Origin of the sequence: Klebsiella sp. PL-2018, from assembly GCF_019048985.1 — a bacterium.
GTDB classification, from domain to species: Bacteria; Pseudomonadota; Gammaproteobacteria; order Enterobacterales; family Enterobacteriaceae; genus Klebsiella; species Klebsiella michiganensis.
This window is the reverse complement of sequence record NZ_CP077673.1, coordinates 1,206,786-1,228,735: the sequence shown is the minus strand read 5'-3', so window position 1 is coordinate 1,228,735 and position 21,950 is coordinate 1,206,786. Positions and strand designations below refer to the sequence as shown.

Below are 21,950 nucleotides of genomic sequence, written 5' to 3'. Positions count from 1 at the left end.
ACGGACGTTGTAAGGTAAATCCGCATACCAAATATATCTCGTTATCTATTCAACATAACAGCCAATAATTCGCCGGATACGCTGGCGAATTATGTCTCAATGTTATGCAGTCATTGATGGTTAAAGATAAATAATCGACCGACGGTGAGGTAACAATGAACAAGTTTTCCGGGAAAGCGTCTTTAATGGCCACGCTGGTTGCCGCGTGGGTCGGTGCCAGCAGCGCGCAGGCGGCTGAAATTAAAATCGGCGTGGTCTTACCGCTGAGCGGCGCGCTGAGCGGCTACGGTCAGCCTTCGCAAAAAGGGCTGGATATTATCCAGAGCATTACGCCGACGTTAAAAAACGGCGACACCGTGAAGCTTATCGTGATCGACGATAAGAGCGATAAGGTCGAAGCCGCTAACGCCATGCAGCGCCTGGTTTCCAGCGATAAAGTCGATGCGGTGATCGGCGAAGTCACCTCCTCCAATACCCTGGCGATGACCAAAATCGCCGACGACAGCAAAACGCCGCTGGTCTCCTCAACCGCGACCAACGACCGCGTTACCCGCAACCACCCTTACGTCAGCCGGGTCTGCTTCTCCGACAGCTTCCAGGGCGTGGTCGGCGCTAACCTCGCCTCGCGCGATCTGAAAGCCAAAACCGCCGCCATCGTCTTCGACAGCAGCAACGACTACTCCGTCGGCCTGGCGAAGGCCTTTCGCACGCAGTTCCTGAAAAACGGCGGCACCATTCCTATCGAAGTTCAGGCTCCCGGCGGCAGCAAAGACTTTAAGGCCCAGCTGGCCAGCGTGAAGGCGAAGAACGTCGACATGATCTATATGCCGATCTACTACACCGAAGGGGCGCTGATCGCCGTACAGGCGAAGCAGCTGGGGCTGAGCAAGCCGGTGGTCGGCGGCGACGGGCTGGCGGCGGATCAGGTCTTTTTTGACGTCGGCAAAGACGCGGTCAACGGCTATATGACCACCGACTACTACTCGCCGAACGCCAAAGAGCAAACGCCGGCGGGCGAGGTGTTTATCAAAGCCTGGGAAGCCAAATACCAGCAGCCGACCCACACCTGGGGCGCGATGGCGGCGGACGCCTATAACGTCATTATCAACGCCATGAACCAGTGCAGCGACCCGCACGACCGGGTTTGCGTTAACGAAAAAATTCGCGCCACTAAGGACTTCCAGGGCGTAACCGGCACGCTGACGTTACAAAACGGCGACGCTATCCGCAGCGCGGTCATCAACGAAGTGAAGGATGGCAAGCTGGCGTTTCGTACCGTGGTTAATCCTTAAGGTTTTATAAGGGATATCAGATGGATGGTGCCATTTTTCTCCAGCAAGTGGTCAATGGAATGAGCCTTGGGGGCATGTACGCCCTGATTGCCATCGGTTATACGATGGTTTATGGGGTGCTGCGCCTGATCAACTTCGCCCATGCGGACGTAATGATGGTCGGGGCGTTTACCACCCTGTTTTTGTTTTCTTCCATTGGGCTACCCTTCGGGGTAGCCGTTTTCCTGACCCTCGCGCTGTGCGGCCTGTTCGGTATGCTGATCGACCGGGTGGCCTATCGCCCGCTGCGTCAGGCATCAAAAATCTCCATGCTGATCACCGCCATCGGCGTCAGCTTCTTCCTCGAAAACCTGTTCAACGTGCTGTTTGGCGGCAGCTCGCGCTTCTTTTCCGCACCGGAATTTTTCAACAACACCCGCGCCTTTGGTGACGTGATTATCACCAACGTGGCGTGGATCGTGCCGCTGATCACCGTCCTGCTGCTACTGGCGATCCTCTGGCTGCTGTACCGCACCCGCTACGGGATGGCGATCCGCGCGGTGGCCTTCGACGTTAATACCGTGCGCCTGATGGGCATCGACGCCAACCGCATTATCTCGCTGGTGTTCGCCCTCGGCAGCAGCCTCGCGGCGCTGGGCGGGGTGTTCTACTCCATCAGCTACCCGACCATCGACCCGCTGATGGGCGTGCTGATCGGCCTGAAGGCCTTCGCCGCCGCGGTGCTCGGCGGAATCGGCAGCGTCACCGGCGCGGTGCTCGGCGGCTTTATTCTCGGCTTTACCGAGGTGGTGGCGGTCGCTCTGTTTCCCGAGCTGGGCGGTTACAAAGACGCCTTTGCCTTTATGTTCTTGATTCTGGTCCTCTTGTTCCGCCCGGTTGGCATTATGGGCGATGAACGTCTGGAAAGGAGCCGTTTCTGATGCTCAACGCTACGACTACCGCCGGGGCGCAGCTGCGCAACCTGGTCATTATTGCTCTCTGCGTCGCGCTGCTGGCCGGGATCAACGTCGTCTTCAACGACTACATTATTCGCGTCATCAGCACCATTTTCGTCTTTATGATCCTCGCGGTCAGCTACAACCTGATCAACGGCGTGACCGGCCAGCTGTCGCTGGAGCCCAACGGCTTTGTGGCGGTCGGCGCTTACGTCACCGCCCTGCTGATCCTCCCCAGCGACAGCAAGCTGGATATGTTTGAGATGGCCGCGCCCAGCCCGTGGATCCTCGTGCTGCATGCCGGGTTCCTGCCCGCGCTGCTCATTAGCGGCCTGTGCGCGGCGGCGCTGGCGGTTTGCCTTGCCCTGCCGGTCTTCCGCGTGCGCGGCGACTACCTGGCGATTGTGACCCTCGGCTTCGGCTTTATCATTAAAATCCTCGCTATCAACAATCCGCAGATCACCAACGGCGCCATTGGCCTCAACGATATTCCGCAGCAGCCGCATCTCCTGTTCTGGTGCGGGCTGTTCGCCCTGCTGGCGACCGGGATGATTTTGCAACTGGTGTGGTCGAAGTACGGGCGAATGATGAAAGCGGTGCGCGACGACGAAGACGCCGCTATCGCCATGGGCGTGAACACGTTTCGCATTAAAACCTGCGCCTTCGCTACCAGCGCCTTCTTCGAAGGGATCGGCGGCGGCCTGCTGGCCTCGCTGCTGACCACCATCTCGCCGGGCCTGTTCGACTTTATGCTCACCTTCCAGCTGCTGATTATTATCGTGCTCGGCGGCCTGGGCAGCACCACCGGCGCGCTGCTCGGCACCGTACTGGTGGTCGGCAGCGGCGAGTGGCTGCGCTTTCTCGACCAGCCGCTCCAGTTCTTCGGTCACGATCTCGGCGCGTATCCGGGCCTGCGGATGGTGGTGTTCTCGCTGCTGCTGCTGATCATCATGCTGTTCGCCCGCGAAGGTCTGCTGGGCAAAAAAGAGATTTGGCAAGTGGGCAAAAGGGGCCGCGGCTATGGCGCAAAATAAGGTCATTTTACAGGTGCAGGACGTGACCATGCAGTTCGGCGGCCTGCGGGCCATCGACAGCGTCAGTTTCCACGTCGACGAGGCGGAAATTTTTGGCCTGATTGGCCCCAACGGCGCGGGCAAAACCACGATGTTCAACGTCATCACCGCCAACTATAAGCCGACCAGCGGCAGCGTGACCCTGGCGGGAAAATCGCTGAAGGGGCTGAAGCCGAACCGGGTGGTCAAAGCCGGGATTGCCCGCACCTTTCAGAATATCCGCCTGTTCAACTCGATGACGGTATTAGAAAACGTGATGGTCGGCCTCGACAGCGCCAGCCGCTATTCGCTGCTGGAAGCGGCGCTGCATATTGGCCGCTACTTCCCCGCCGAGCGGGCGGCAAAGGCCAAAGCGATGGCGATTCTGGACGATATCGGTATCGCCCATTTCGCCGACGTGCAGGCCACCAACCTCAGCTACGGCAACCAGCGCAAGGTGGAGATCGCCCGCGCGCTGGCGACGTCGCCAAAATTGCTGCTGCTCGACGAGCCCGCCGCCGGGATGAACCCGAAAGAGACGGAGGATCTGGCGGATCTGATCTTCCGCATGCGTAACGACTATCAGCTCAGCGTACTGCTGATCGAGCACGATATGCCGTTCGTCAACAAGCTGTGCGAGCGGGTGATGGTGCTGGAGTACGGCAAACCGCTGTTTAGCGGCCTGATGTCCGAAGCCATTCAGGATCCGGACGTGATTTCCGCCTACCTGGGGGACGTTCGTTATGCTTAGCGCGCGCGAGTTAAAAGTGTTTTACGGCGTGATTCAGGGGCTGAAAGGGGTGGACATTGATATTCACGATCGGGAGATTGTGACTCTTATCGGCAGCAACGGTGCCGGGAAAACCTCCACCCTCAACGGGATCGTCAACCTGGTGCGTTCCACGGGGCGGGTCAATTTTCTCAACGAGGATATTTCCCGCAGCCAGACGCATCAGATTGTGCGTAAGGGGCTGGCGCTGGTGCCAGAAGGACGGCGCATCTTTACCAACCTGACCATCGAAGAGAATCTGCGCATGGGGGCCTACAACAATCTCGCCGGCTTTACCCGCCTGCGCGATCGCATGTACAGCCTGTTTCCCCGGCTGAAAGAGCGGCGCAGCCAGATGGCGGGAACCATGAGCGGCGGCGAGCAGCAGATGCTGGCGATCGCCAGAGCGTTGATGAGCGAGCCGGTACTGCTGATGCTCGATGAGCCAAGCCTCGGCCTGGCGCCGAAAATTGTCGGAGAGCTGTTTGCGACGATTAAGCAGCTGCGGGAAGAGAATATTACCGTGCTGCTGGTAGAGCAGAACGCCACGGCGGCGTTGACCATCGCCGATCGCGCCTATGTGCTGGAGAATGGGAAGATTATGCTCTCTGGTCCGGCGCCGGAGGTGCTGGCGAATCCGGAAATCAAACGGATGTATCTGGGGGGATAAAGCTGTTCAGGGCTGCGGCTTCGCTTCCTGCGTCGCCGCAACCGCAAACAGCCTCGCGCTACACAAAGCACACCTCGTTCCAGTAGGCTTCACGCGTCCTGCGCCGCTCAGTATGTTTTATCATGGCGAAACCACCTTGTTTCAACGTTGCCGAGCTCAATTCCGTAGAGACTGGCGACCGGTAATATTGCCTCCATGATGCGTTGGGTATCCTGCTGACCGGCTTCACCGCCGGATCCAGATAAAGAAGCCAGCCAGCCCGTTATGCGTTGCCACAGCGCCACTTTCATTTTTCTCCTCCGTCGGGAAGCATTTTTGCCTGTGTCTATTTCAACCACAGTTGACGGCGGGCGGGAAATATCAATTCCGGATTTGTAATTCTGTGGGATGCATATTGGGGCCTTTCCCGGATTGCGACGTAAACGTCTTATCCGGGCTACGCGACCCCAGACGACTGAGACCCCGTAGCCCAGCCAAGCGCAGCGCAGGCTGGGAAGGACCCGCAGCGTTTGCCGGAGCCTGATTTGTAATTCTATGCGTAAGGGTTCCGTTCACTCGCAATCTGCAGAAAATGCCTCACCGTTACCCGTGAACGGGTAAAGGGGGAGAAAACCGTCTCCCCCTTTACAATCCCCGCGGTCCCGCAAAGAAATCGGTGCTGCGCACTGCGCTCACCTCCCGGTCCTCAGCCTGCGGTCGGCTCAACTCGACATCACTGTCTCGATTCGCCTCTGGCCGCCATCCCTGGCGGCCAGCCCTTGTCTTCCGACCTCCGGTTCGCCGATTTCAGCGGGCACCAGGGCATCGCTGCGAGTCTTGTGATTTCAGAAAGATACCAATAGCTGACGGAATGTCTCCCCAGTTTGGTAGCACAGAGCCGGGTAAACAATATCCACAACTTTGTTAAGTTCTTTTTCGTTATAGATAAGAACTTTTTCTTCTTTGCCGCCGACGGGCGATTTGTGGGAGCGTGATAAACACAAAACAAAACAGGGATTCAGGGGAATAACAATGCGCATTGCAAAAACAAAAATCGCGCTGGCGCTGGGCATGCTGGTGCTCGCCGCGCAGGCTCAAGCCGATCAATTAGCCGATATCAAAGCCGCCGGCGTGGTCAAAGTCGCCACCTTCGACGCCAACCCGCCGTTCGGCTCGGTAGACCCGAAAACGCATAAAATCGTCGGCTACGACGTGGACTTCGCCGAAGCGCTGGCAAAATCGCTCGGCGTCAAGCTGGAGCTGGTCGCCACCAACCCGGCCAACCGCATTCCGCTGCTGCAGTCCGGTAAGGCCGACCTGATCGTCGCCGATATTACCATCACCCCGGAACGCGCCCAGGTGATTGATTTCTCAACGCCTTACTTCGTGACCGGCCAGCAGTTCCTCGTCCCGGCAAAATCGCCGGATAAGCTCGATGATTACAGCAAAGCGCGCATCGGCGCGGTAAAAGGCACCACCGGCGAACAGGCGCTGCATCAGCGTTTCCCGCAGTCGCGCGTGCTCTCTTATGACGATATTCCGCTGGCGCTGACCGCCCTGCGTAACGGCAACGTGCAGGCCATCACCCAGGACAGCACCATCCTCGCCGGACTGCTGGCGGAAGCGCCGGACAAGGCTAACTTCAAAATCATCCCCGACCTGCTGAGCAAAGAAGAGATTGGCGTCGGCGTGAAGAAAGGCGAACCGGCCCTGCTGAAAGCGGTCAATGACGAGCTGGTCAAGCTGGAAAAAACCGGTGAAGCGGCCAAAATTTACGACGTCTGGTTTGGCCCGAGCACCAAAACCCCGCAGCCGCGCGCCTTTACTATCGAAGCGAAATAAGCAGAGAAAGATGATGTTATCGGCTCTATTTTCACGCTCCGCGGCATCGTCCGCGGATTTTTCGCATCTGCAGCGCGCCAGCATTGAGTTTCGCGATGTCGCCAAAAGCTACGGCGACCATCGGGTGCTGAACGGCGTAAATTTACAGGTTGAACCCGGCGAAGTAGTGGCGATCCTCGGCCCTTCGGGATCGGGCAAATCGACCCTGATCCGCCTGATCAATCAGCTGGAATCCCTTAGCGGCGGCGAGATTCTGATCGACGGCAAACCGACGCGCCAGCTTACCGGCAGCGCCCTGCGCCAGCTGCGCAGCCGGGTCGGCTTCGTTTTTCAGCAGTTTAATCTCTACGCCCACCTGACGGCGCAGGAGAATATTACCCTCGCGCTGGAACGCGTTCACGGCTGGAGCAAAAGCGCCGCCCGCGAGCGCTCTCTGGCGCTGCTCAGCCAGGTTGGCCTGGCGGATAAAGCCCGGCAGATGCCTGCCCAGCTCTCGGGCGGTCAGCAGCAGCGGGTGGCGATCGCCCGCGCCCTCGCCTCCTCGCCGCAAATCATTCTGTTCGATGAACCCACGTCGGCGCTGGACCCGGAGATGATCGGCGAAGTGCTGCAGGTCATGAAAACCCTCGCCCACAGCGGGATCACCATGGTGGTGGTGACCCACGAGATGCAGTTCGCCCGCGAGATTGCCGATCGGGTGGTGTTTATCGATGGCGGCGATATTCTCGAAGTCGCGCCGCCGGCCGAGTTTTTCGCCCGGCCGCAGCACGCCCGCACCCGCCGTTTCCTGCAGAAGGTGCTCGATCCGCTGCACCAGGAGAGTGAGGCGTGATCCCACATCTCGACTGGCATGGCGTGCTGAGCGGGCAGCCGCTGCAGTGGATCATCTCCGGTTTTCTCACCACCGTCTGGGTCAGCGTCGCGGGGATGATTCTGGCGACCGTGCTGGCCGTCCTGCTGCTGGCGCTGCGTCTCGGGGGCGGAAGGCCCGGCCGCTGGCTGGTGGCGGCCTGGGTTTCACTGTTCCGCAATACGCCGCTGCTGGTCCAGCTGCTGTTCTGGTATTTTGCCGCCTGGAATCTGCTGCCGCTGGGGGCGCGAGATTTTATCAACGACGACCACAGCTGGTCGATTCTGCCGGGCAACGTCTGGTGGCTGACGCCGGAGTTTCTCTGCTCAATGTGGGGACTCGGGGTCTTTACTTCGGCGTTTCTGATCGAAGAGATCGCCTCCGGGCTGCGCGCCGTTAGCCACGGCCAGCGGGAAGCGGCGCTGTCGCAGGGGTTTACGCCGTGGCAGGAGCTGCGCCACATTCTGCTGCCGCAGGGGCTGGCTAACGCCTGGCAGCCGATTATCGGCCAGTATCTGAACCTGATGAAGCTCTCCTCGCTGGCGAGCGGTATCGGCTTCGCCGAACTGACCTATCAGGTGCGGCAAATCGAGAGCTACAACGCGCATGCGCTGGAGGCGTTTGCCGTCGGCACCGCGCTGTATCTGGCGCTTGGGGTGCTCATGGGCGTGGCGCTGACGCGTCTCGGTCCGGGAAGGGATCAGCAAAGGAGAGCCGGCTATGAACGCTAACCTGGCGGTTATCGTTGATAACCTCGATTATCTGCTGTGGGGACGGCTGGCGGACGGTATTCCCGGCGGCGTGGTGCTGACGCTGCTGATGGCAGTCGGCGCCGCCGCGCTGGCGCTGCCGGGGGGCGTGCTGCTGGCGGCCATCGCCTGGCGCTACGACGGGATCGTGCGGCGGCTGCTCTTCCTGTGGGCGGAGATTATTCGCGGCATCCCGCTGATCTTCGTCATTTTCTGGCTGTGGTATCTGCTCCCCATGCTCACCGGCAGCGACCTGCCGGGCGCGGTCACCGTCACGGTGGCGCTGGCGTGGTTTACCGCCGCGTCGGTGATGCACTCGGTGCTGGCGGGCCTGCAATCGCTGCCCCGCGGGCAGTACGAAGCGGCGCTGACCCAGGGTTTTGCCCCCGGACAGACGCTGCGCCTTATTCTGCTGCCGCAGGCTCTGCGCAACGTTCAGCCCTCGCTGGTAGGGATATTTATCGGGCTGCTCAAAGACACGTCGCTGGCGTTTATCGTCAACGTGCCGGAACTGACCACCGTCGCCGGGCAGGTCAATAACCGGGTGCAGATTTACCCGCTGGCGATATTTGTCTTTACCGGCGCGGTTTATTATCTGCTGTGCTGCGGCCTGAGCCTGCTGGCGAACCGCCGCTATGCCGGGCGTACGGTTTAGCGACGAAGCGCGAAAAAAGCTGCCCGGTTAGTTCACCGGGCAGTCTTTGGTCATTTTTATAAATTTATCGTTATAGATGATGTAGTGGTTCCCCGGTTGGCGCAGCGAGGCCTGGCGAACAACGTCCCCGGGCCGTAAATACCATGCATCCCCTTCCTCTTCCGTCGTATCGCACCCGGGCTTGATCAGCAGCTTAAACCAGGTATTCCCGGTATTGCTGACGGTGCCCGCCGCCCGATCGTAGGCCCACTTGAACCGTACCTCGCGCGGGCGCACAACCAGAATCGTGTCCATCACCACCACCGGATCCATACTCACCTCGGTACCGCTTTTATTGCGCATCACGTAATTGCGGGTGGGTATTTCACGAAAGGAGACCCGGTAATAGCGCTCACGGTCATCTTTCGGGCCGTGGTAGTAAAACTTAAAATACTCGCTCTCCCCCGCCTGCAGGGTAAGCTGACGCGGGGCAAACAGCAGCTCGCCGTCCGCCGGGCGAGAACGCACCTCTTTGCCGCCGGGGCGGTCGATAGCGACAATAGAAACCCGATACAGTCGGGCGCTTTTATTGTTATTAATCACCCGTTTAGACGCGAAGTTATCTTCCGCCGCCAGCGAGAAAGTTAAATTACCCACCGAGATGGCCTGCGCCGCGGTCGCGAAGCCGAGCGACAGCAGGCAGATAAGCATCCGCAGCAAATTAGTTAATGTTACGCCACGTCGCCTGAACATGAATTTCTCCTGAAGCACTCACTTCACCAAACCAGCCGTTATCTTCCACCGTGCGCAGCGATATCGGGTTATCCATCGGAATGGAAAACGTCACCGTCGTTTTGTCCATCTGACCGACGTCGCCGGAAATATCCGTCCACGGCGTGGTTAACCACAGGGCGTCGGTCATATCGCGCCAGGTATCATCGCATCCGGCATCGTAGGTTTTGATGGTCCCGGTCTGGGTGGTAAACGCCAGCGTCGCCGGGAACGGTACTCTCGACGTGCCGTCGGGTGAACTAAAAATACAGTATGAACGTCCGCCGATCGCCTGCGTTGGCCCGGTCACTTTAATGAGCACTTCATCGGCGGCGGTTTTGCCGCTGGTGGTGACAATATAGCCAAAGTCCAGCGACGGCTCGCCGCTGCCCACGTAGCCTTCGCGCGTCGGCGCCGAAATGTACTCATCGGAAATAATGCTGATGCTGAAGTCGCGCGGTTTAATAATCAGGGTGTTGGAGGTCGAAAACTCGTACCAGCCTGACTCCGGCGAGGTGGTGTTATAGAAACGGAAATTAAACAGGTCTTTGGTGTTCACGTCGCTGATGCCCAGCGTGACCATCTGCTTAAAAAAGTTGCTCGAGAAAAATACGTAAACCGAGTCAGATGATTTCATCTCATTAAACGTATAGTACTGGGAGATGCCGCTCACCGGCTTCCATGAATTCCCATCCAGGCTGAACTGCATATCATAACTTCCGACCGCGGAAGCCAGCGCCGAGTTGCTGATTGCCGGAAAAATATGAATTGAGGTATTACTCAGGCCATTGTGCTGCAAATTATAGTTCACCATTTTGCAGCTCAGACCGGAACGGGAGCCGATAGTCTGGGTGCGGCAGTCGGCGTTCCCCTCGCCCAGCGTCGGGACCCCGTCGCTGTTGATAAAGACTTCCGCCAGCGCATGGGTGTTAATCAGCTTCAGGTTTGCCGCTTTAGTATGGGTGACTTTGCGCACGTACCAGTAACCTGAAGCCTGATCTTTACAGCGCGCGCCGCTGCTGGCGTCGTAGCTCACCGACGTCATGCAGGAGTTGATGGTCATCGAGAAGCTGCTGCCCACCGACATCTGCTGCAGATACTGGTAGAAAGCGTCGGACATCATGCCGTGCATCCACTTTTGTCCGCCGGGGGTCACCGTCGCGCCGTAGAAGCCGCTGGCATCGCTGGTTTGCGGCAGAATCAGGCTGGTGGCCATATCGCAGCCCGCATACCAGTTGATACAGCGCAGCCCCTGTAACGGATGAGATGCGGGAGAGTTATCCAGCCACATATCGAAGAACCAGTTGGCGTACAGACCGGTGTTATAGCCATTGTCGATATAGCCCAGGCTCTGCTGATAAATGGTGCCCGAGCCGTTATATTTCAGCCCGGTCCAGCGGTTAGCCCCGGTCATGCGCGGGTCCAGCCCGCCGCCCGGGGTGACAAAGAAGTTATCGTCCGAGTTGTTTTCCACGAAAACAAACTGCATAGTCGCCGCATCCGGCCAGGTGGTTTTGGTGACCGCGGCGTTGACCCGCGTCACGCACAGCGCCGCCGTGAACATCACTAAACATGCCAGCCATTTAGCTTTAATTACCTTCTCCTGTCTGCTGCGTGCGGGCATAGGTGGAGAGGCCGCTACAGACCACATCGCCCACCCACACCGCGCCGCGCGCCTGGCTCAGCTCCAGCGCCACTTCGCAGCTCTGGTTTTTACCGTAACTGAAATCGATGGTGGGATATTTTTTATCCACGTCCATCACAAACTCACCGTTCTCATCGGTGCGGGTACGACCGATATGGTTATTAATCCGCGCGTTAGCCAGCAGCGTGCCGTCTTCCGCGCGGATACGCCCGGAGACCGTCACCATCTGCTTCACTTCCGGCTCAATCACCGCCACGTTGCCCGGATAAAGGGTCAACTGGCTCTTACGCCCGGTCACGATATCGTAGCTATCGAGCGAGTTTTTACTGTTCTGCAGCTCCACTTCATAACGGCTGTACGGCGACAGCGGCAGGTAATTACGGTTGCCGGAGAGCTGCACAATGCGGCCGTTAACCTTGGCGCTAAGCTTGCCGTCATCCTCAAGGCCGGTTTTGAAAATCACCCCGGCGTTGCCATCGGTGCGGCCGCTGGCGGCGATATTTTTCCCCTGCCAGCCCACGCTGCCGTTGGCGGTCAGGTTGGTGTTCACATAGCCATCCACGCCGCTGTTCACATTCAGCGTGCCGGTGGAGTAGCGGGTATCAAACTGAGCATACGCGCCGCCGCTGAGGGTTTTGTCATCGCCGGTATCGCCGGAAATGGCGCGCGAAACGTTCGCGCCGATGGTGCGAATACTGCCTTCATCAAACTGTTTACGCGCCGACAGGTTGGCCATGGTGTAACCGTTCTGGTGCGTCATCCCGGCGCTGAACCAGTTGCCGAGCGGCAGCGAGAAATCGAGCGCAATATATTTCCCGGTGCTGGCGCTGCTGTCGCCGTTATTAAAGCGCTGTACGCCCGCGCGCAGGCCCAGCGATCCCCATGAGCCGGTGTAAAGCGTCTGGTAGTAATCCGCCGTGTAGTAATGGCTGTTATAGCGGCGGTCGTCGTTATAGCTGATGCTGAAGGTACCCAGCTTTGACCAGAGTGAATTGAGGTTCAGCGTGCCGCCGATAGCCCGGTTGTCGGCATTACTGCGCCGTATCCGGTCGCCAATCTGCGTTTTTTCCTGGTTGACCCACACCGAACTAAAGCCGCCGGGCAGCGTGGCGCTGATGCTGCCGATGCTGCTCCAGGAGCTGTCGCTGGCCAGCATATTCTGCAGGTTCACGTTAATGGACTCGGTGATCGGCAGGGTCAGGCGCGTCTCGGCGACGGCGTTGTTATCATAGCCGTAGCCGGTGGCCGCCCAGCTTAAGGTGCTGAACGACCCGGAGGCCGAGGCCCCCGCCAGCCAGCTATCTTTTGCCGAAAGCGTTTTTTTACCGCTTTCGGACCAGCGATCCATATGGAAGCTGCCGCCCCAGAATTGCCAGGCCAGCGGCGCGCCGGCGCCGCGTCCGCGGCTGAACAATTTATTGACCCGCTGGGTGCGTTTGCTGACCACCCGGCCGTTCACAATCACTTCAACATCGACATCATAAATCCCGTACGGCAGGCCGCGGGTGTCGACTTCATGGTTACCCATGGCAAAGTTCTGCACGCTCATCAGGCGTCCGTCGCGGGTCAGATGGACTTCCCCGGCGGCGGGTAAAAAGGCGACCACCGGCGTAGCCGACTGGGTGTTATCGAACACCGTCGAACTGGCCTGGTTGCCCCAAGAAGCGCCGTAGATCTTCCCTGCCGAAACGGCGGTCATCGGGCCAAGGGACTGTAAATTCCAGGTATCCAGCATCCCGCCCGCAAAGCGGTGACCGGCAAAGTCGCGTTCATACATCGCTTTATAGACGTCGCTGTCCTGATTGCCGGAGCCAATACCGTAAAGCGAGCCGTCCAGCACCACGTGGTGCTCGCGCAGCGCGGTGACGTTGTTCAGCGACAGATAGCTGGAGGTGTTATTGCCGCCGTTGCGCATCTGGTTGTTATAGACCCCGAGGTTATAGTTCAGGGTGCTGCTAAGGGTGTTGACGCTGGACTGACCGATATCTTCGCTGCGCGAGCGCAGCACCGTACCCAGCGCCTCTTTTTTTACCACCAGTTGCAGGAGCAGCTGGCGCAGGCTGAGCTGTAGCCGGGCGTCATCCGTCAGGCTAATGTTAAGATCTTTGCTGAAAGCTTCATTGGCCAGCGCGGTCAGCTGTTTGCGGGTCTGCTCGCTGACGGTGGCGTTATTATCGTTTTCTTCCAGCTGAATCTGCCGAACGCGCAGAACGCCATTATCCAGCCAGATAAAGGCATTGCCGATCCGCTGATCGTCCTGGGTACCGGTGCTGCCTTCAAGATGAATAAACAGTGGGATGCTCATTCCGTCCTGCAGCGCCTGGCTGAAGGCCTGAGGGATAATCACGCCGCCGATTTGCTGTACTTTGTCGGTGGCGGCAGTGACGCTAAACGGAACCAGCAAAATGACCATGCCGGAGGCAAGGAGTGTTTTTAATCCTGGAGCGTTCCCTGGTAGAGCCATAATGTTGATCCGTCAGAAGAAATGTCTATTTCACGGGAACAAACTGCTCGCCCTGCCAGAGCGCGACCCGTCCTTTTTTATCCGCCACATTCACGCGCGTGAAGCGCCGTTCTTTTCCCGGCATCAGGAAATAATTTTCCTTGCACTCTTTACCGTCAGCCGGCTTCAGACACGGGCCGTAGGCAAGAATGCGCAACGTCGCGTTACCGGTATTGACCAGCGTGCCGTTGGCGTACTGATAGCGGAAGTTGGCTTTTCTTGGCGCGACCACCAGGATGGTGCCGATCCGCGCCGAGGCCGTCGCTACCGCGCTGCGGGTCGAGCCATTGCGCTGAGCATCGCTGAGCGCCTGATCGAACCAGACAATGCGGTAATAGCGTTCTTTATCGTCCGCCGGGCCTTTGTAGAAAAAGCGGATCACGTCGCTGGCCTTCGCGGGCAGCAGCAGACTGGCGGGGGTCAGTAAAATCTCGTCCTGCTTATCCATCGGGATCACCTTGCCACCGTCCAGCGGCGAAGAGAGGCGTTCCATATGGATGTTAATTAAGCGACCGCTGTCGGTCGTGTTCTTGATCTCTTTGCTCAGCGTGCTGCTGCCGCTGTTCATAAATGAAGAGATATCGCCCACATCCAGCGCCAGGGCTGGCGTCATTGTGCTGAGCAACAGGCCGATGGCCAGAATGTGTTTTTTCATATGAATTCAATCCGTGAAATAAGGCAGGGGGAGCCCCCCTGCCTGGTGCTACGAGAGGATCAGCTGGTCCAGGTCGCGTCGAACTGTACGCTGACGTCACCGCTCCAGATACCTTCCGGCAGGGAGCTGTAGTCAGTAACAGCAGCTGTGCCATCGGTGGTGCCGCTGATGATGGAGAACGTGAAGCCGTCCTGAGCGGTAGTACGACCCGCGACGTTATAGCCGTTAGACAGCGCGCTGAGGTTGCCGCCCAGGATGCCCGCCGCGGTGTCGATCATGGTGGTGTCAGCCGTTTTTTCGACCGCAGCGCCGTTGTAGTCAACGCCCACGCTCAGGGTGGAACCAGAGGTATCCAGCTGAGTCAGGGTGTTGGTGATCAGACGAGAGGTCAGTTTGAATGCGGTCGCGGTGGCGTCGCCTTCGATAGCCACATCAAACAGGCCTTTCTGTGAGTTAAAGCCTTTAATCCCTTCGGCATACTGGAAAGCCAGGCTGCCCAGCGGAGTCACCACCAGCTTGCTGGTAGTGTCTTTTTTGGCGGTTGCGGACCAGGTAGCGACTGCCTGAGCAGTAACGTCAGCTGCCTGAGCGACACCCATACCGGCAAACGCGGTTACCAGAGCAATTGCAAGAACCTTTTTTTTCATAGCTTTTTCATCCTGAGTTTATTAAGGGACCTGATGTCCCACGTCTGTGTGCATTCCCGCCATAGTTCAGGCCGCATCATTATTATCTGCGACGCAAATTATTTTGGGTGTTACGACCTGGTGCACAATTTTAAAAACAACGTTTATTAGGTAATGACTCCAACTTACTGATAGTGTTTTATGTTCAGATAATGCCCGATGACTTTGTCATGCAGCTCCACCGATTTTGAGAACGACAGTGACTTCCTGCCCAGCCTTGCCAGATGCTGCCTCAGATTCAGGTTATGCCGCTCAATGCGCTGCGTATATCGCTTGCTGATAACGTGCAGTTCTCCCTTCAGGCGTGATTCATAAAGCGGCCAGCCATCCGTCATCCATACCACGACCTCAAAGGCCGACAGCAGGCCAAGAAGACGCTCCAGCGTGGCCAACGTGCGTTCACCGAATACGTGCGCCACAACCGTCCTCCGTATCCTGTCATACGCGTAAAACAACCAGCGCTGGCGTGATTTAGCGCCGACGTAACCCCACTGTTCGTCCATTTCCGCGCAAACAATGACGTCACTGCCCGGTTGTATGCGTGAGTTTACCGACTGCGGCCTGAGTTTTTTAAGTGTCGTAAAATCGTGTTGAGGCCAACGCCCATAATGCGGGCGGTAGCCCTGCATCCGACGCCATTCATGGCCATATCAATGATATTCTGGTGTGTTCCGGGTTGTGATGCGGTGTAAGTGAAGCTGATTTGCCATGTTTTACGACAGTGAGAGCAGAGATAGCGCTGATGTCCGGCAGTACTTTTACCGTTACGTACGACGCCTTCAGTAGCTGAACAGGAGGGACAGCTGATGGAAACAGAAGCCACTGGAGCACCTCAAAAACACCATCATACACTAAATCAGTAAGTTGGCACCATTACCTCATTCTGAGGCCGTAGCGAATCGGCTATAAAATATCACGGCCCGTTTTCAGTGACGAAAAACAATGATATGAAGCCCAGACTCTCTCACGCGCTATTATTTGTTCCTTTTTTGCTTTTGGCAGGATGTTCATCCTCATCGAAACCGCATAAAACCGCCGCCCAGAGTAGCCACGCGACCATCGACGGAGGTTCTGACGATCTGATCCCGGTGATCGCCGCGCTGCACGATCAGATGCATACCTGGGAGGGAACGCCCTACGAATGGGGCGGGACGGAGCAAAGCGTGGTCGACTGCTCCGGGTTTGTCTGGCGTACGCTCAAAGATCGCTTCAACCTGCCGATGGAGCGCATCACCACCCGCGAACTGCTGCATATGGGAGAACGCGTGAGCCCGCGGCAGCTGCGGCCGGGAGATTTGGTTTTCTTCCGTATTAAAGGCGGCATGCACGTCGGCTTCTATGATACCGACCGTAATTTCCTCCATGCCTCCACCAGCCAGGGCGTGATGCGCTCTTCGCTGGATAATCCGTACTGGCAATCGGTATTTTATCAGGCGCGCCGCCTGCCGAAGGAATATAACGCGCAGATCACGATGAATAACGATAATCTGCATCTGGCGAAAAACCGTTAATCAGCAAGAATAAAGCCGCCCTGTCACCACGGCGGCTTTATTGTTTTTTACCGGCGACGGCTTAGAACTGGTAGGTCATACCGACAGCGACGATATCGTCATCGTTGATCCCGAGCTTATTATCGCTCTTCAGCTGGTTGATTTTGTAATCCACAAAGGCGTTCATGTTTTTGTTGAAGTAATAGGTCACGCCAACGTCAATGTAGTTGACCAGGTCTTCGCTCCCCACGCCCTCAATATCCTTGCCTTTTGACAGCACGTAGCCCAGGGACGGACGCAGGCCGAAATCGAACTGGTACTGCGCCACGGCTTCAAAGTTCTGCGCTTTATTGGCAAAACCGCCGCTGATTGGCGTCATTTTGCGGGTTTCGGAGTACATGGTCGCCAGGTAGATATTATTGGCGTCATATTTCAGGCCGGTCGCCCAGGCTTCCGCTTTTTTACCCGTGCCGCGGGCCAGCAGGTTCTGATCGTTCGTGCGATCGGAGCTGGTGTAGGCCGCGCTGACGGCGAAGTCGCTGCCGCCGAAGTCGTAGCTTAAGGCGGTACCGAAGCCGTCGCCGTTCTGTTTCTTGGCTTCACGGCCTTCGTTTTTACCCTGATATTGCAGAGTCAGGTCCAGGCCATCCACCACGCCGAAGAAGTCGGTATTGCGGTAGGTTGCCAGGCCGCTGGCGCGTTTGGTCATAAAGTTATCGGTCTGCGCGGAAGAGTCGCCGCCGAATTCCGGGAACATATCGGTCCAGGCTTCGACGTCGTACAGCGCGCCGAGGTTACGACCATAGTCAAATGAACCGTAGTTTTTGACTTTCACGCCGGCGAACGCCAGACGCGTTTTCTGCGAAGAGTCGCTTTCAGTTTTGTTGCCGGAGAACTCCGATTCCCAGCGGCCGTAGCCGGTCAGATCGTCGTTAATCTGCGTTTCGCCTTTGATGCCGAAACGAACGTAGGTCTGGTCGCCATCTTTGCTGTCATAGTCGCTCATATAGTGCATCGCTTTGACTTTGCCGTAGACGTCCAGTTTATTGCCGTTTTTATTATAAACTTCTGCCGCCTGCGTAGCCGAAGAAGCAATAAGACCCATCATCATTAATGCCAGTGAGCTCTTTTTCATTATTCAGTCCTGGTGATTTATTTATACGCGCTAATCAATTCCGGGCGGAAGCCCCGTCAAAAACTGCAGGTTTTTTAACGCTCTAATATTAAAAATTTATGACAATATGGAACTTTTTCTAAAAAAGGGTATTAAATTATTTCCGTCATGAATGTGTCACACTTCCCCGCCAGAATGCCCGATCCGCGCAATGAAGTGGTTCGTCCACCACGCCAGGTGTTGGCAAGCGGGCTGACTCCTGTTACAACATCAACTCGATATCGAAACTCCTTTTCGAACGGCAGAGAATCATGAGTGATAGCCAGACGCTGGTGGTAAAACTGGGCACCAGTGTTTTAACGGGCGGATCCCGCCGCCTGAACCGCGCCCATATCGTTGAATTAGTGCGCCAGTGCGCGCAGCTGCACGCGATGGGTCATCGAATTGTGATAGTCACCTCCGGGGCGATCGCCGCCGGACGTGAGCACCTCGGCTACCCGGAACTGCCCGCGACCATTGCGTCGAAACAGCTGCTGGCGGCGGTCGGCCAGAGCCGTCTTATCCAGCTGTGGGAACAGCTGTTTTCTATTTATGGTATTCACGTCGGCCAGATGCTGCTGACCCGCGCCGATATGGAAGACCGCGAGCGTTTTCTCAACGCCCGCGATACCCTGCGCGCGCTGCTGGATAACAATATCGTGCCGGTCATTAATGAAAATGACGCCGTGGCGACCGCCGAGATTAAAGTCGGCGATAACGATAATCTTTCGGCGCTGGCGGCGATTCTCGCCGGCGCCGATAAACTGCTGCTGCTGACCGATCAGCAGGGCCTGTTCACCGCCGACCCGCGCAATAACCCGCAGGCCGAGCTGATTAAAGACGTTTACGGCATCGATGACGCTCTGCGCGCCGTCGCGGGCGATAGCGTGTCCGGTTTAGGTACCGGCGGTATGGGCACCAAGCTGCAGGCCGCCGACGTCGCCTGCCGCGCGGGCATCGATACCATCATCGCCGCCGGTAGCCGTCCGGGGGTGATTGGCGACGTGATGGAGGGCATCTCCGTCGGGACCCGCTTCCACGCCCAGGAATCGCCGCTGGAAAACCGTAAGCGCTGGATTTTCGGCGCGCCGCCGGCGGGCGAAATTACCGTGGACGCCGGCGCGACCCAGGCAATTCTCGAACGCGGCAGCTCCCTGCTGCCGAAAGGGATTAAAACCATCACCGGCAACTTCTCGCGCGGCGAAGTGATCCGCATTCGCAGCCTTGAAGGCCGCGATATCGCCCACGGCGTCAGCCGCTATAACAGCGATGCGCTGCGCCGCATCGCCGGGCAGCACTCGCAGCAGATCGATGCCATTCTGGGCTATGAATACGGCCCGGTCGCCGTCCACCGTGACGACATGATTATCCGTTAAGGAGCTGAAAATGCTGGAACAAATGGGCATTGCTGCCAAAGCGGCCTCGTACAAACTCGCGCAGCTTTCCAGCCGCGAAAAGAACCGGGTGCTGGAAAAGATTGCCGACTATCTTGAAGCGCAGACCGACGCGATCCTGCGGGCTAACGCTGAGGATCTGGCGGAAGCGCGCGCCAACGGTTTGAGCGAGGCGCTGCTTGACCGCCTGGCGCTCAACCCGGCGCGCCTGAGCGGGATTGCTAACGATGTTCGTCAGGTCTGCAGCCTGGCGGACCCGGTCGGTCAGGTAATCGACGGCGGCCTGCTGGACAGCGGCCTGCGCATTGAGCGTCGCCGCGTGCCGCTGGGCGTGGTGGGCGTAATTTATGAAGCCCGTCCGAACGTGACCGTCGACGTCGCCTCTTTGTGCCTGAAAACCGGCAACGCGGCGATTCTGCGCGGCGGTAAAGAGACCTGGCGCACCAACGCCGCCACGGTGAAAGTGATTCAGCAGGCGCTGCAGGAGTGCGGCTTACCGGCGGCCACCGTGCAGGCGATTGAGAGCCCGGATCGCGCGCTGGTCGGCGAGATGCTGAAGATGGATAAGTATATCGATATGCTGATCCCGCGCGGCGGCGCAGGTTTGCATAAGCTGTGCCGCGAGCAGTCGACGATCCCGGTGATCACCGGCGGTATCGGCGTCTGCCATATTTATATCGACCACTCCGCCGACGTGGCCGAAGCGCTGAAGGTTATCGTTAACGCCAAAGTGCAGCGCCCGAGCGCCTGTAACTCGGTCGAAACGCTGCTGGTGCATCAGGATATCGCCGAACGCTTCCTGCCCGCGCTGAGCAAGCAGATGGCGGAAAGCGGCGTCAGCCTGCACGCCGATGCGGCCTCCCTGCCCGCGCTGCAAAACGGCCCGGCCAGCGTAGAGCCGGTGAAAGCGGAGCAGTATGACAATGAGTATCTGTCGCTGGATCTGAACGTGAAGGTGGTGGCCGATCAGGATGAAGCGGTAGCGCATATTCGCGAGCACGGCACCCAGCATTCTGACGCCATCCTGACGCGCACCCTGGGCAACGCGAACCGCTTTATCAACGAGGTGGATTCCTCGGCGGTGTACGTCAACGCCTCTACCCGCTTTACCGACGGCGGCCAGTTTGGCCTCGGCGCGGAAGTGGCGGTCAGCACCCAGAAGCTGCACGCGCGCGGCCCGATGGGCCTGGAAGCCCTGACGACCTATAAGTGGATTGGTTTCGGCGACGATACCATTCGTGCTTAATGCTAATTGGGTGATGCAAAAGTAGCCGTTTGATTCGCAAGGGCATTGACGCATCACCCACTTAGTTTTAACCTTCTATCCCGTGCTTACGCTCGTCAGCACATCTTGCAGGGCCGATATAGCTCAGTTGGTAGAGCAGCGCATTCGTAATGCGAAGGTCGTAGGTTCGACTCCTATTATCGGCACCATCCTACCTATTTTAACGTCTCCTTAAGTCTACTCAAATACCCTTTAAACCCTTATAATGCGTGGTTTTACGGCCCTTGTTGTCTCTGCTCGTCTACTCCCGTTCACGAAAATCTACGGTGAATTGGGGGCATCGGTGGGGGCATGTCGTGTTCGGTCTAAAGGAGATGCCCCCAAATGAAGCTCAATGCCAGACAGGTCGAGACTGCCAAGCCTAAAGATAAACCCTACAAGTTAGCAGATGGTGGGGGCATGTATCTGGAGGTGTTCCCTAACGGCACCAAAAGCTGGCGCATGAAATACCGTATCGCAGGTAAAGAAAAACGTGTGGTGTTTGGTGTCTACCCGACCATTACCTTAGCTGATGCCAGAAGCAAAAGAGATGATGCTAAAAAGCTGCTGGTTAATGGCGTTGATCCGAGTGCGTTTAAGAAAGAAAGCAAACTAGCCCAAATCGAAGAAGTAAAAAACACCTTTCAGCAAATTGCGCTCGAATGGCACAACATGAAAGTGAAAAAATGGTCTGCGGGATATGCCTCTGACATCCTTGAAGCCTTCAACAAAGATGTCTTCCCGTTCATCGGTCAACGTCCTGTTGCAGACATCAAGCCGCTGGAATTGCTTAACGTGCTTAAAAAGATGGAAGAGCGAGGTGCGACTGAGAAAGCTAAGAAAGTACGTCAGCGGTGTGGTGAAGTGTTTCGCTACGCCATCGTTACAGGCAGAGCCGAGTATAACCCCGCACCAGATCTCACCAGTGCTATGCAGGGGCATGAGTCTAAACATTACCCGTTTCTGACCATCGAAGAACTTCCCGCCTTCTTTAAGGCCCTTGCTGGCTACTCAGGTAGTGAATTAGTTGTATTAGCAGCTCGCTTGCTGATTATCACTGGTGTTCGAACGGGTGAATTACGCGGTGCGTTATGGTCTGAAATCGATACTGATAAAGCATTATGGGAAATCTCTGCTGAACGCATGAAAATGCGCCGTCCTCATGTTGTTCCGTTATCCGTTCAGGCATTGGAAATTATTGAAAAAATCAGGGCAATGACGGGTAATTTCCCTCTATTGTTCCCCGGACGTAATGATCCAAGTAAAACCATGAGCGAAGCCAGTATCAATCAGGTATTTAAGCGAATAGGTTATACGGGACGCGTTACGGGGCATGGATTCCGTCATACCATGAGCACCGTTCTTCATGAACAAGGCTACAACACCGCTTGGATTGAAACCCAACTGGCGCATGTTGATAAGAACGCTATCCGTGGTACCTACAACCATGCGCAATATCTTGATGGCAGACGGGAAATGCTTCAATGGTATGCCGACTATATGGATAGCCTTGAGAACGGCGGTAATGTGGTTCATGGGACGTTTAATCGACGTGGATAGGGGATGCTGATGCTGAACGAAGGGCTATGTCTCAGTAGAGCGTAGCTCTGTTTCCAC

At 57.2% G+C, this 21,950-nt stretch carries 22 protein-coding genes and 1 tRNA gene; 14 read left to right on the top strand and 9 right to left on the bottom strand.

Translation table 11 applies throughout. The features are described from left to right. Positions 1-49: 49 nt before the first annotated feature. On the bottom strand, positions 50-193 hold the full coding sequence (locus MKleb_RS05730; RefSeq protein WP_162557331.1) for a hypothetical protein: 144 nt from the start codon (positions 191-193) through the stop codon (positions 50-52). On the opposite strand from MKleb_RS05730, the gene MKleb_RS05725 reads away from it, so the two are divergent. From MKleb_RS05725 to MKleb_RS05705, 5 genes are read left to right on the top strand one after another with little or no spacing between them, the layout of a single operon-like run. Further along, positions 186-1,292, top strand: coding sequence for an ABC transporter substrate-binding protein (locus MKleb_RS05725; RefSeq protein ID WP_024359092.1), 1,107 nt, complete (start codon positions 186-188; stop codon positions 1,290-1,292). The genes MKleb_RS05730 and MKleb_RS05725 overlap by 8 nt on opposite strands. A 20-nt stretch (positions 1,293-1,312) precedes the next feature. Continuing rightward, positions 1,313-2,212, top strand: coding sequence for a branched-chain amino acid ABC transporter permease (locus MKleb_RS05720; protein ID WP_004099333.1), 900 nt, complete (start codon positions 1,313-1,315; stop codon positions 2,210-2,212). Continuing rightward, entirely contained in the window at positions 2,212-3,261 is a 1,050-nt protein-coding gene (locus MKleb_RS05715; protein WP_004848115.1) for a branched-chain amino acid ABC transporter permease, read from the top strand. The genes MKleb_RS05720 and MKleb_RS05715 overlap by 1 nt, the downstream gene beginning before the upstream one ends. Next, positions 3,248-4,030, top strand: coding sequence for an ABC transporter ATP-binding protein (locus MKleb_RS05710; RefSeq protein ID WP_025107212.1), 783 nt, complete (start codon positions 3,248-3,250; stop codon positions 4,028-4,030). Before MKleb_RS05715 ends, MKleb_RS05710 begins: the two co-directional genes overlap by 14 nt. Beyond that, the gene (locus MKleb_RS05705) at positions 4,023-4,718 is read left to right on the top strand and encodes an ABC transporter ATP-binding protein (RefSeq protein WP_004848112.1); all 696 of its coding nucleotides are present in this window, start codon (positions 4,023-4,025) and stop codon (positions 4,716-4,718) included. The genes MKleb_RS05710 and MKleb_RS05705 overlap by 8 nt, the downstream gene beginning before the upstream one ends. A 107-nt stretch (positions 4,719-4,825) precedes the next feature. Here the strand turns inward: MKleb_RS05705 and MKleb_RS05700 are convergent, their stop codons facing one another. Then, the gene (locus MKleb_RS05700) at positions 4,826-5,008 is read right to left on the bottom strand and encodes a hypothetical protein (RefSeq protein ID WP_004129481.1); all 183 of its coding nucleotides are present in this window, start codon (positions 5,006-5,008) and stop codon (positions 4,826-4,828) included. Between the two features lie 721 nt (positions 5,009-5,729). Between MKleb_RS05700 and MKleb_RS05695 the strand changes: the two genes are divergently transcribed. From MKleb_RS05695 to MKleb_RS05680, 4 genes are read left to right on the top strand one after another with little or no spacing between them, the layout of a single operon-like run. Continuing rightward, on the top strand, positions 5,730-6,539 hold the full coding sequence (locus MKleb_RS05695; protein WP_014228110.1) for an ABC transporter substrate-binding protein: 810 nt from the start codon (positions 5,730-5,732) through the stop codon (positions 6,537-6,539). 13 nt (positions 6,540-6,552) lie between these two features. Further along, the gene (locus MKleb_RS05690; protein WP_014837542.1) at positions 6,553-7,371 is read left to right on the top strand and encodes an amino acid ABC transporter ATP-binding protein; all 819 of its coding nucleotides are present in this window, start codon (positions 6,553-6,555) and stop codon (positions 7,369-7,371) included. Beyond that, entirely contained in the window at positions 7,368-8,120 is a 753-nt protein-coding gene (locus tag MKleb_RS05685) for an amino acid ABC transporter permease (protein WP_014228108.1), read from the top strand. Before MKleb_RS05690 ends, MKleb_RS05685 begins: the two co-directional genes overlap by 4 nt. After that, on the top strand, positions 8,110-8,793 hold the full coding sequence (locus MKleb_RS05680; protein ID WP_025107213.1) for an amino acid ABC transporter permease: 684 nt from the start codon (positions 8,110-8,112) through the stop codon (positions 8,791-8,793). The genes MKleb_RS05685 and MKleb_RS05680 overlap by 11 nt, the downstream gene beginning before the upstream one ends. Before the next feature lie 27 nt (positions 8,794-8,820). On the opposite strand, the gene MKleb_RS05675 is transcribed toward MKleb_RS05680, so the two are convergent. From MKleb_RS05675 to MKleb_RS05650, 6 genes are all read right to left on the bottom strand, one after another. Next, a complete protein-coding gene (locus MKleb_RS05675; RefSeq protein WP_014837540.1) occupies positions 8,821-9,525 on the bottom strand; it encodes a fimbrial biogenesis chaperone in 705 nt (234 codons plus the stop codon). Continuing rightward, positions 9,494-11,107 (bottom strand): fimbrial adhesin EcpD, encoded by a 1,614-nt coding sequence (gene ecpD / locus MKleb_RS05670; protein ID WP_217076745.1) that lies wholly within the window; start codon positions 11,105-11,107, stop codon positions 9,494-9,496. The genes MKleb_RS05675 and ecpD overlap by 32 nt, the downstream gene beginning before the upstream one ends. A 25-nt stretch (positions 11,108-11,132) precedes the next feature. Next, on the bottom strand, positions 11,133-13,652 hold the full coding sequence (locus tag MKleb_RS05665; protein WP_217076518.1) for a fimbrial biogenesis outer membrane usher protein: 2,520 nt from the start codon (positions 13,650-13,652) through the stop codon (positions 11,133-11,135). 25 nt (positions 13,653-13,677) lie between these two features. Further along, positions 13,678-14,346, bottom strand: coding sequence for an EcpB family pilus assembly chaperone (locus MKleb_RS05660; RefSeq protein ID WP_014228103.1), 669 nt, complete (start codon positions 14,344-14,346; stop codon positions 13,678-13,680). A 59-nt stretch (positions 14,347-14,405) separates the two neighbouring features. Continuing rightward, on the bottom strand, positions 14,406-14,993 hold the full coding sequence (gene ecpA / locus MKleb_RS05655) for a common pilus major fimbrillin subunit EcpA (protein ID WP_049082470.1): 588 nt from the start codon (positions 14,991-14,993) through the stop codon (positions 14,406-14,408). Between the two features lie 164 nt (positions 14,994-15,157). Continuing rightward, a protein-coding gene (locus MKleb_RS05650) for an IS1 family transposase (RefSeq protein ID WP_228740777.1) occupies positions 15,158-15,855 on the bottom strand; the annotation gives its coding sequence in 2 pieces (ribosomal slippage) (positions 15,158-15,606 and positions 15,606-15,855; 699 coding nt in all). A gap of 124 nt (positions 15,856-15,979) precedes the next feature. Here MKleb_RS05650 and MKleb_RS05645 point away from each other — a divergent pair. Beyond that, on the top strand, positions 15,980-16,543 hold the full coding sequence (locus MKleb_RS05645) for a C40 family peptidase (RefSeq protein WP_217076516.1): 564 nt from the start codon (positions 15,980-15,982) through the stop codon (positions 16,541-16,543). A gap of 61 nt (positions 16,544-16,604) precedes the next feature. Here the strand turns inward: MKleb_RS05645 and phoE are convergent, their stop codons facing one another. Further along, positions 16,605-17,657 carry a phosphoporin PhoE gene (gene phoE, locus MKleb_RS05640; RefSeq protein WP_004129421.1) on the bottom strand — a complete coding sequence of 351 codons (1,053 nt, stop codon included), beginning with the start codon at positions 17,655-17,657 and terminating at the stop codon, positions 16,605-16,607. A gap of 290 nt (positions 17,658-17,947) precedes the next feature. Here phoE and proB point away from each other — a divergent pair, with 290 nt between their 5' ends. The 4 genes from proB to MKleb_RS05620 all read left to right on the top strand — a co-directional run bounded on the left by proB (position 17,948) and on the right by MKleb_RS05620 (position 21,893). Beyond that, the gene (gene proB, locus MKleb_RS05635) at positions 17,948-19,051 is read left to right on the top strand and encodes a glutamate 5-kinase (RefSeq protein WP_004848066.1); all 1,104 of its coding nucleotides are present in this window, start codon (positions 17,948-17,950) and stop codon (positions 19,049-19,051) included. A 10-nt stretch (positions 19,052-19,061) separates the two neighbouring features. Beyond that, a complete protein-coding gene (gene proA, locus MKleb_RS05630) occupies positions 19,062-20,315 on the top strand; it encodes a glutamate-5-semialdehyde dehydrogenase (protein WP_014228088.1) in 1,254 nt (417 codons plus the stop codon). Between the two features lie 112 nt (positions 20,316-20,427). After that, a tRNA-Thr gene (locus tag MKleb_RS05625) sits at positions 20,428-20,503 on the top strand. Between the two features lie 175 nt (positions 20,504-20,678). Continuing rightward, on the top strand, positions 20,679-21,893 hold the full coding sequence (locus tag MKleb_RS05620; protein WP_217076515.1) for a tyrosine-type recombinase/integrase: 1,215 nt from the start codon (positions 20,679-20,681) through the stop codon (positions 21,891-21,893). Positions 21,894-21,950: the final 57 nt, after the last annotated feature.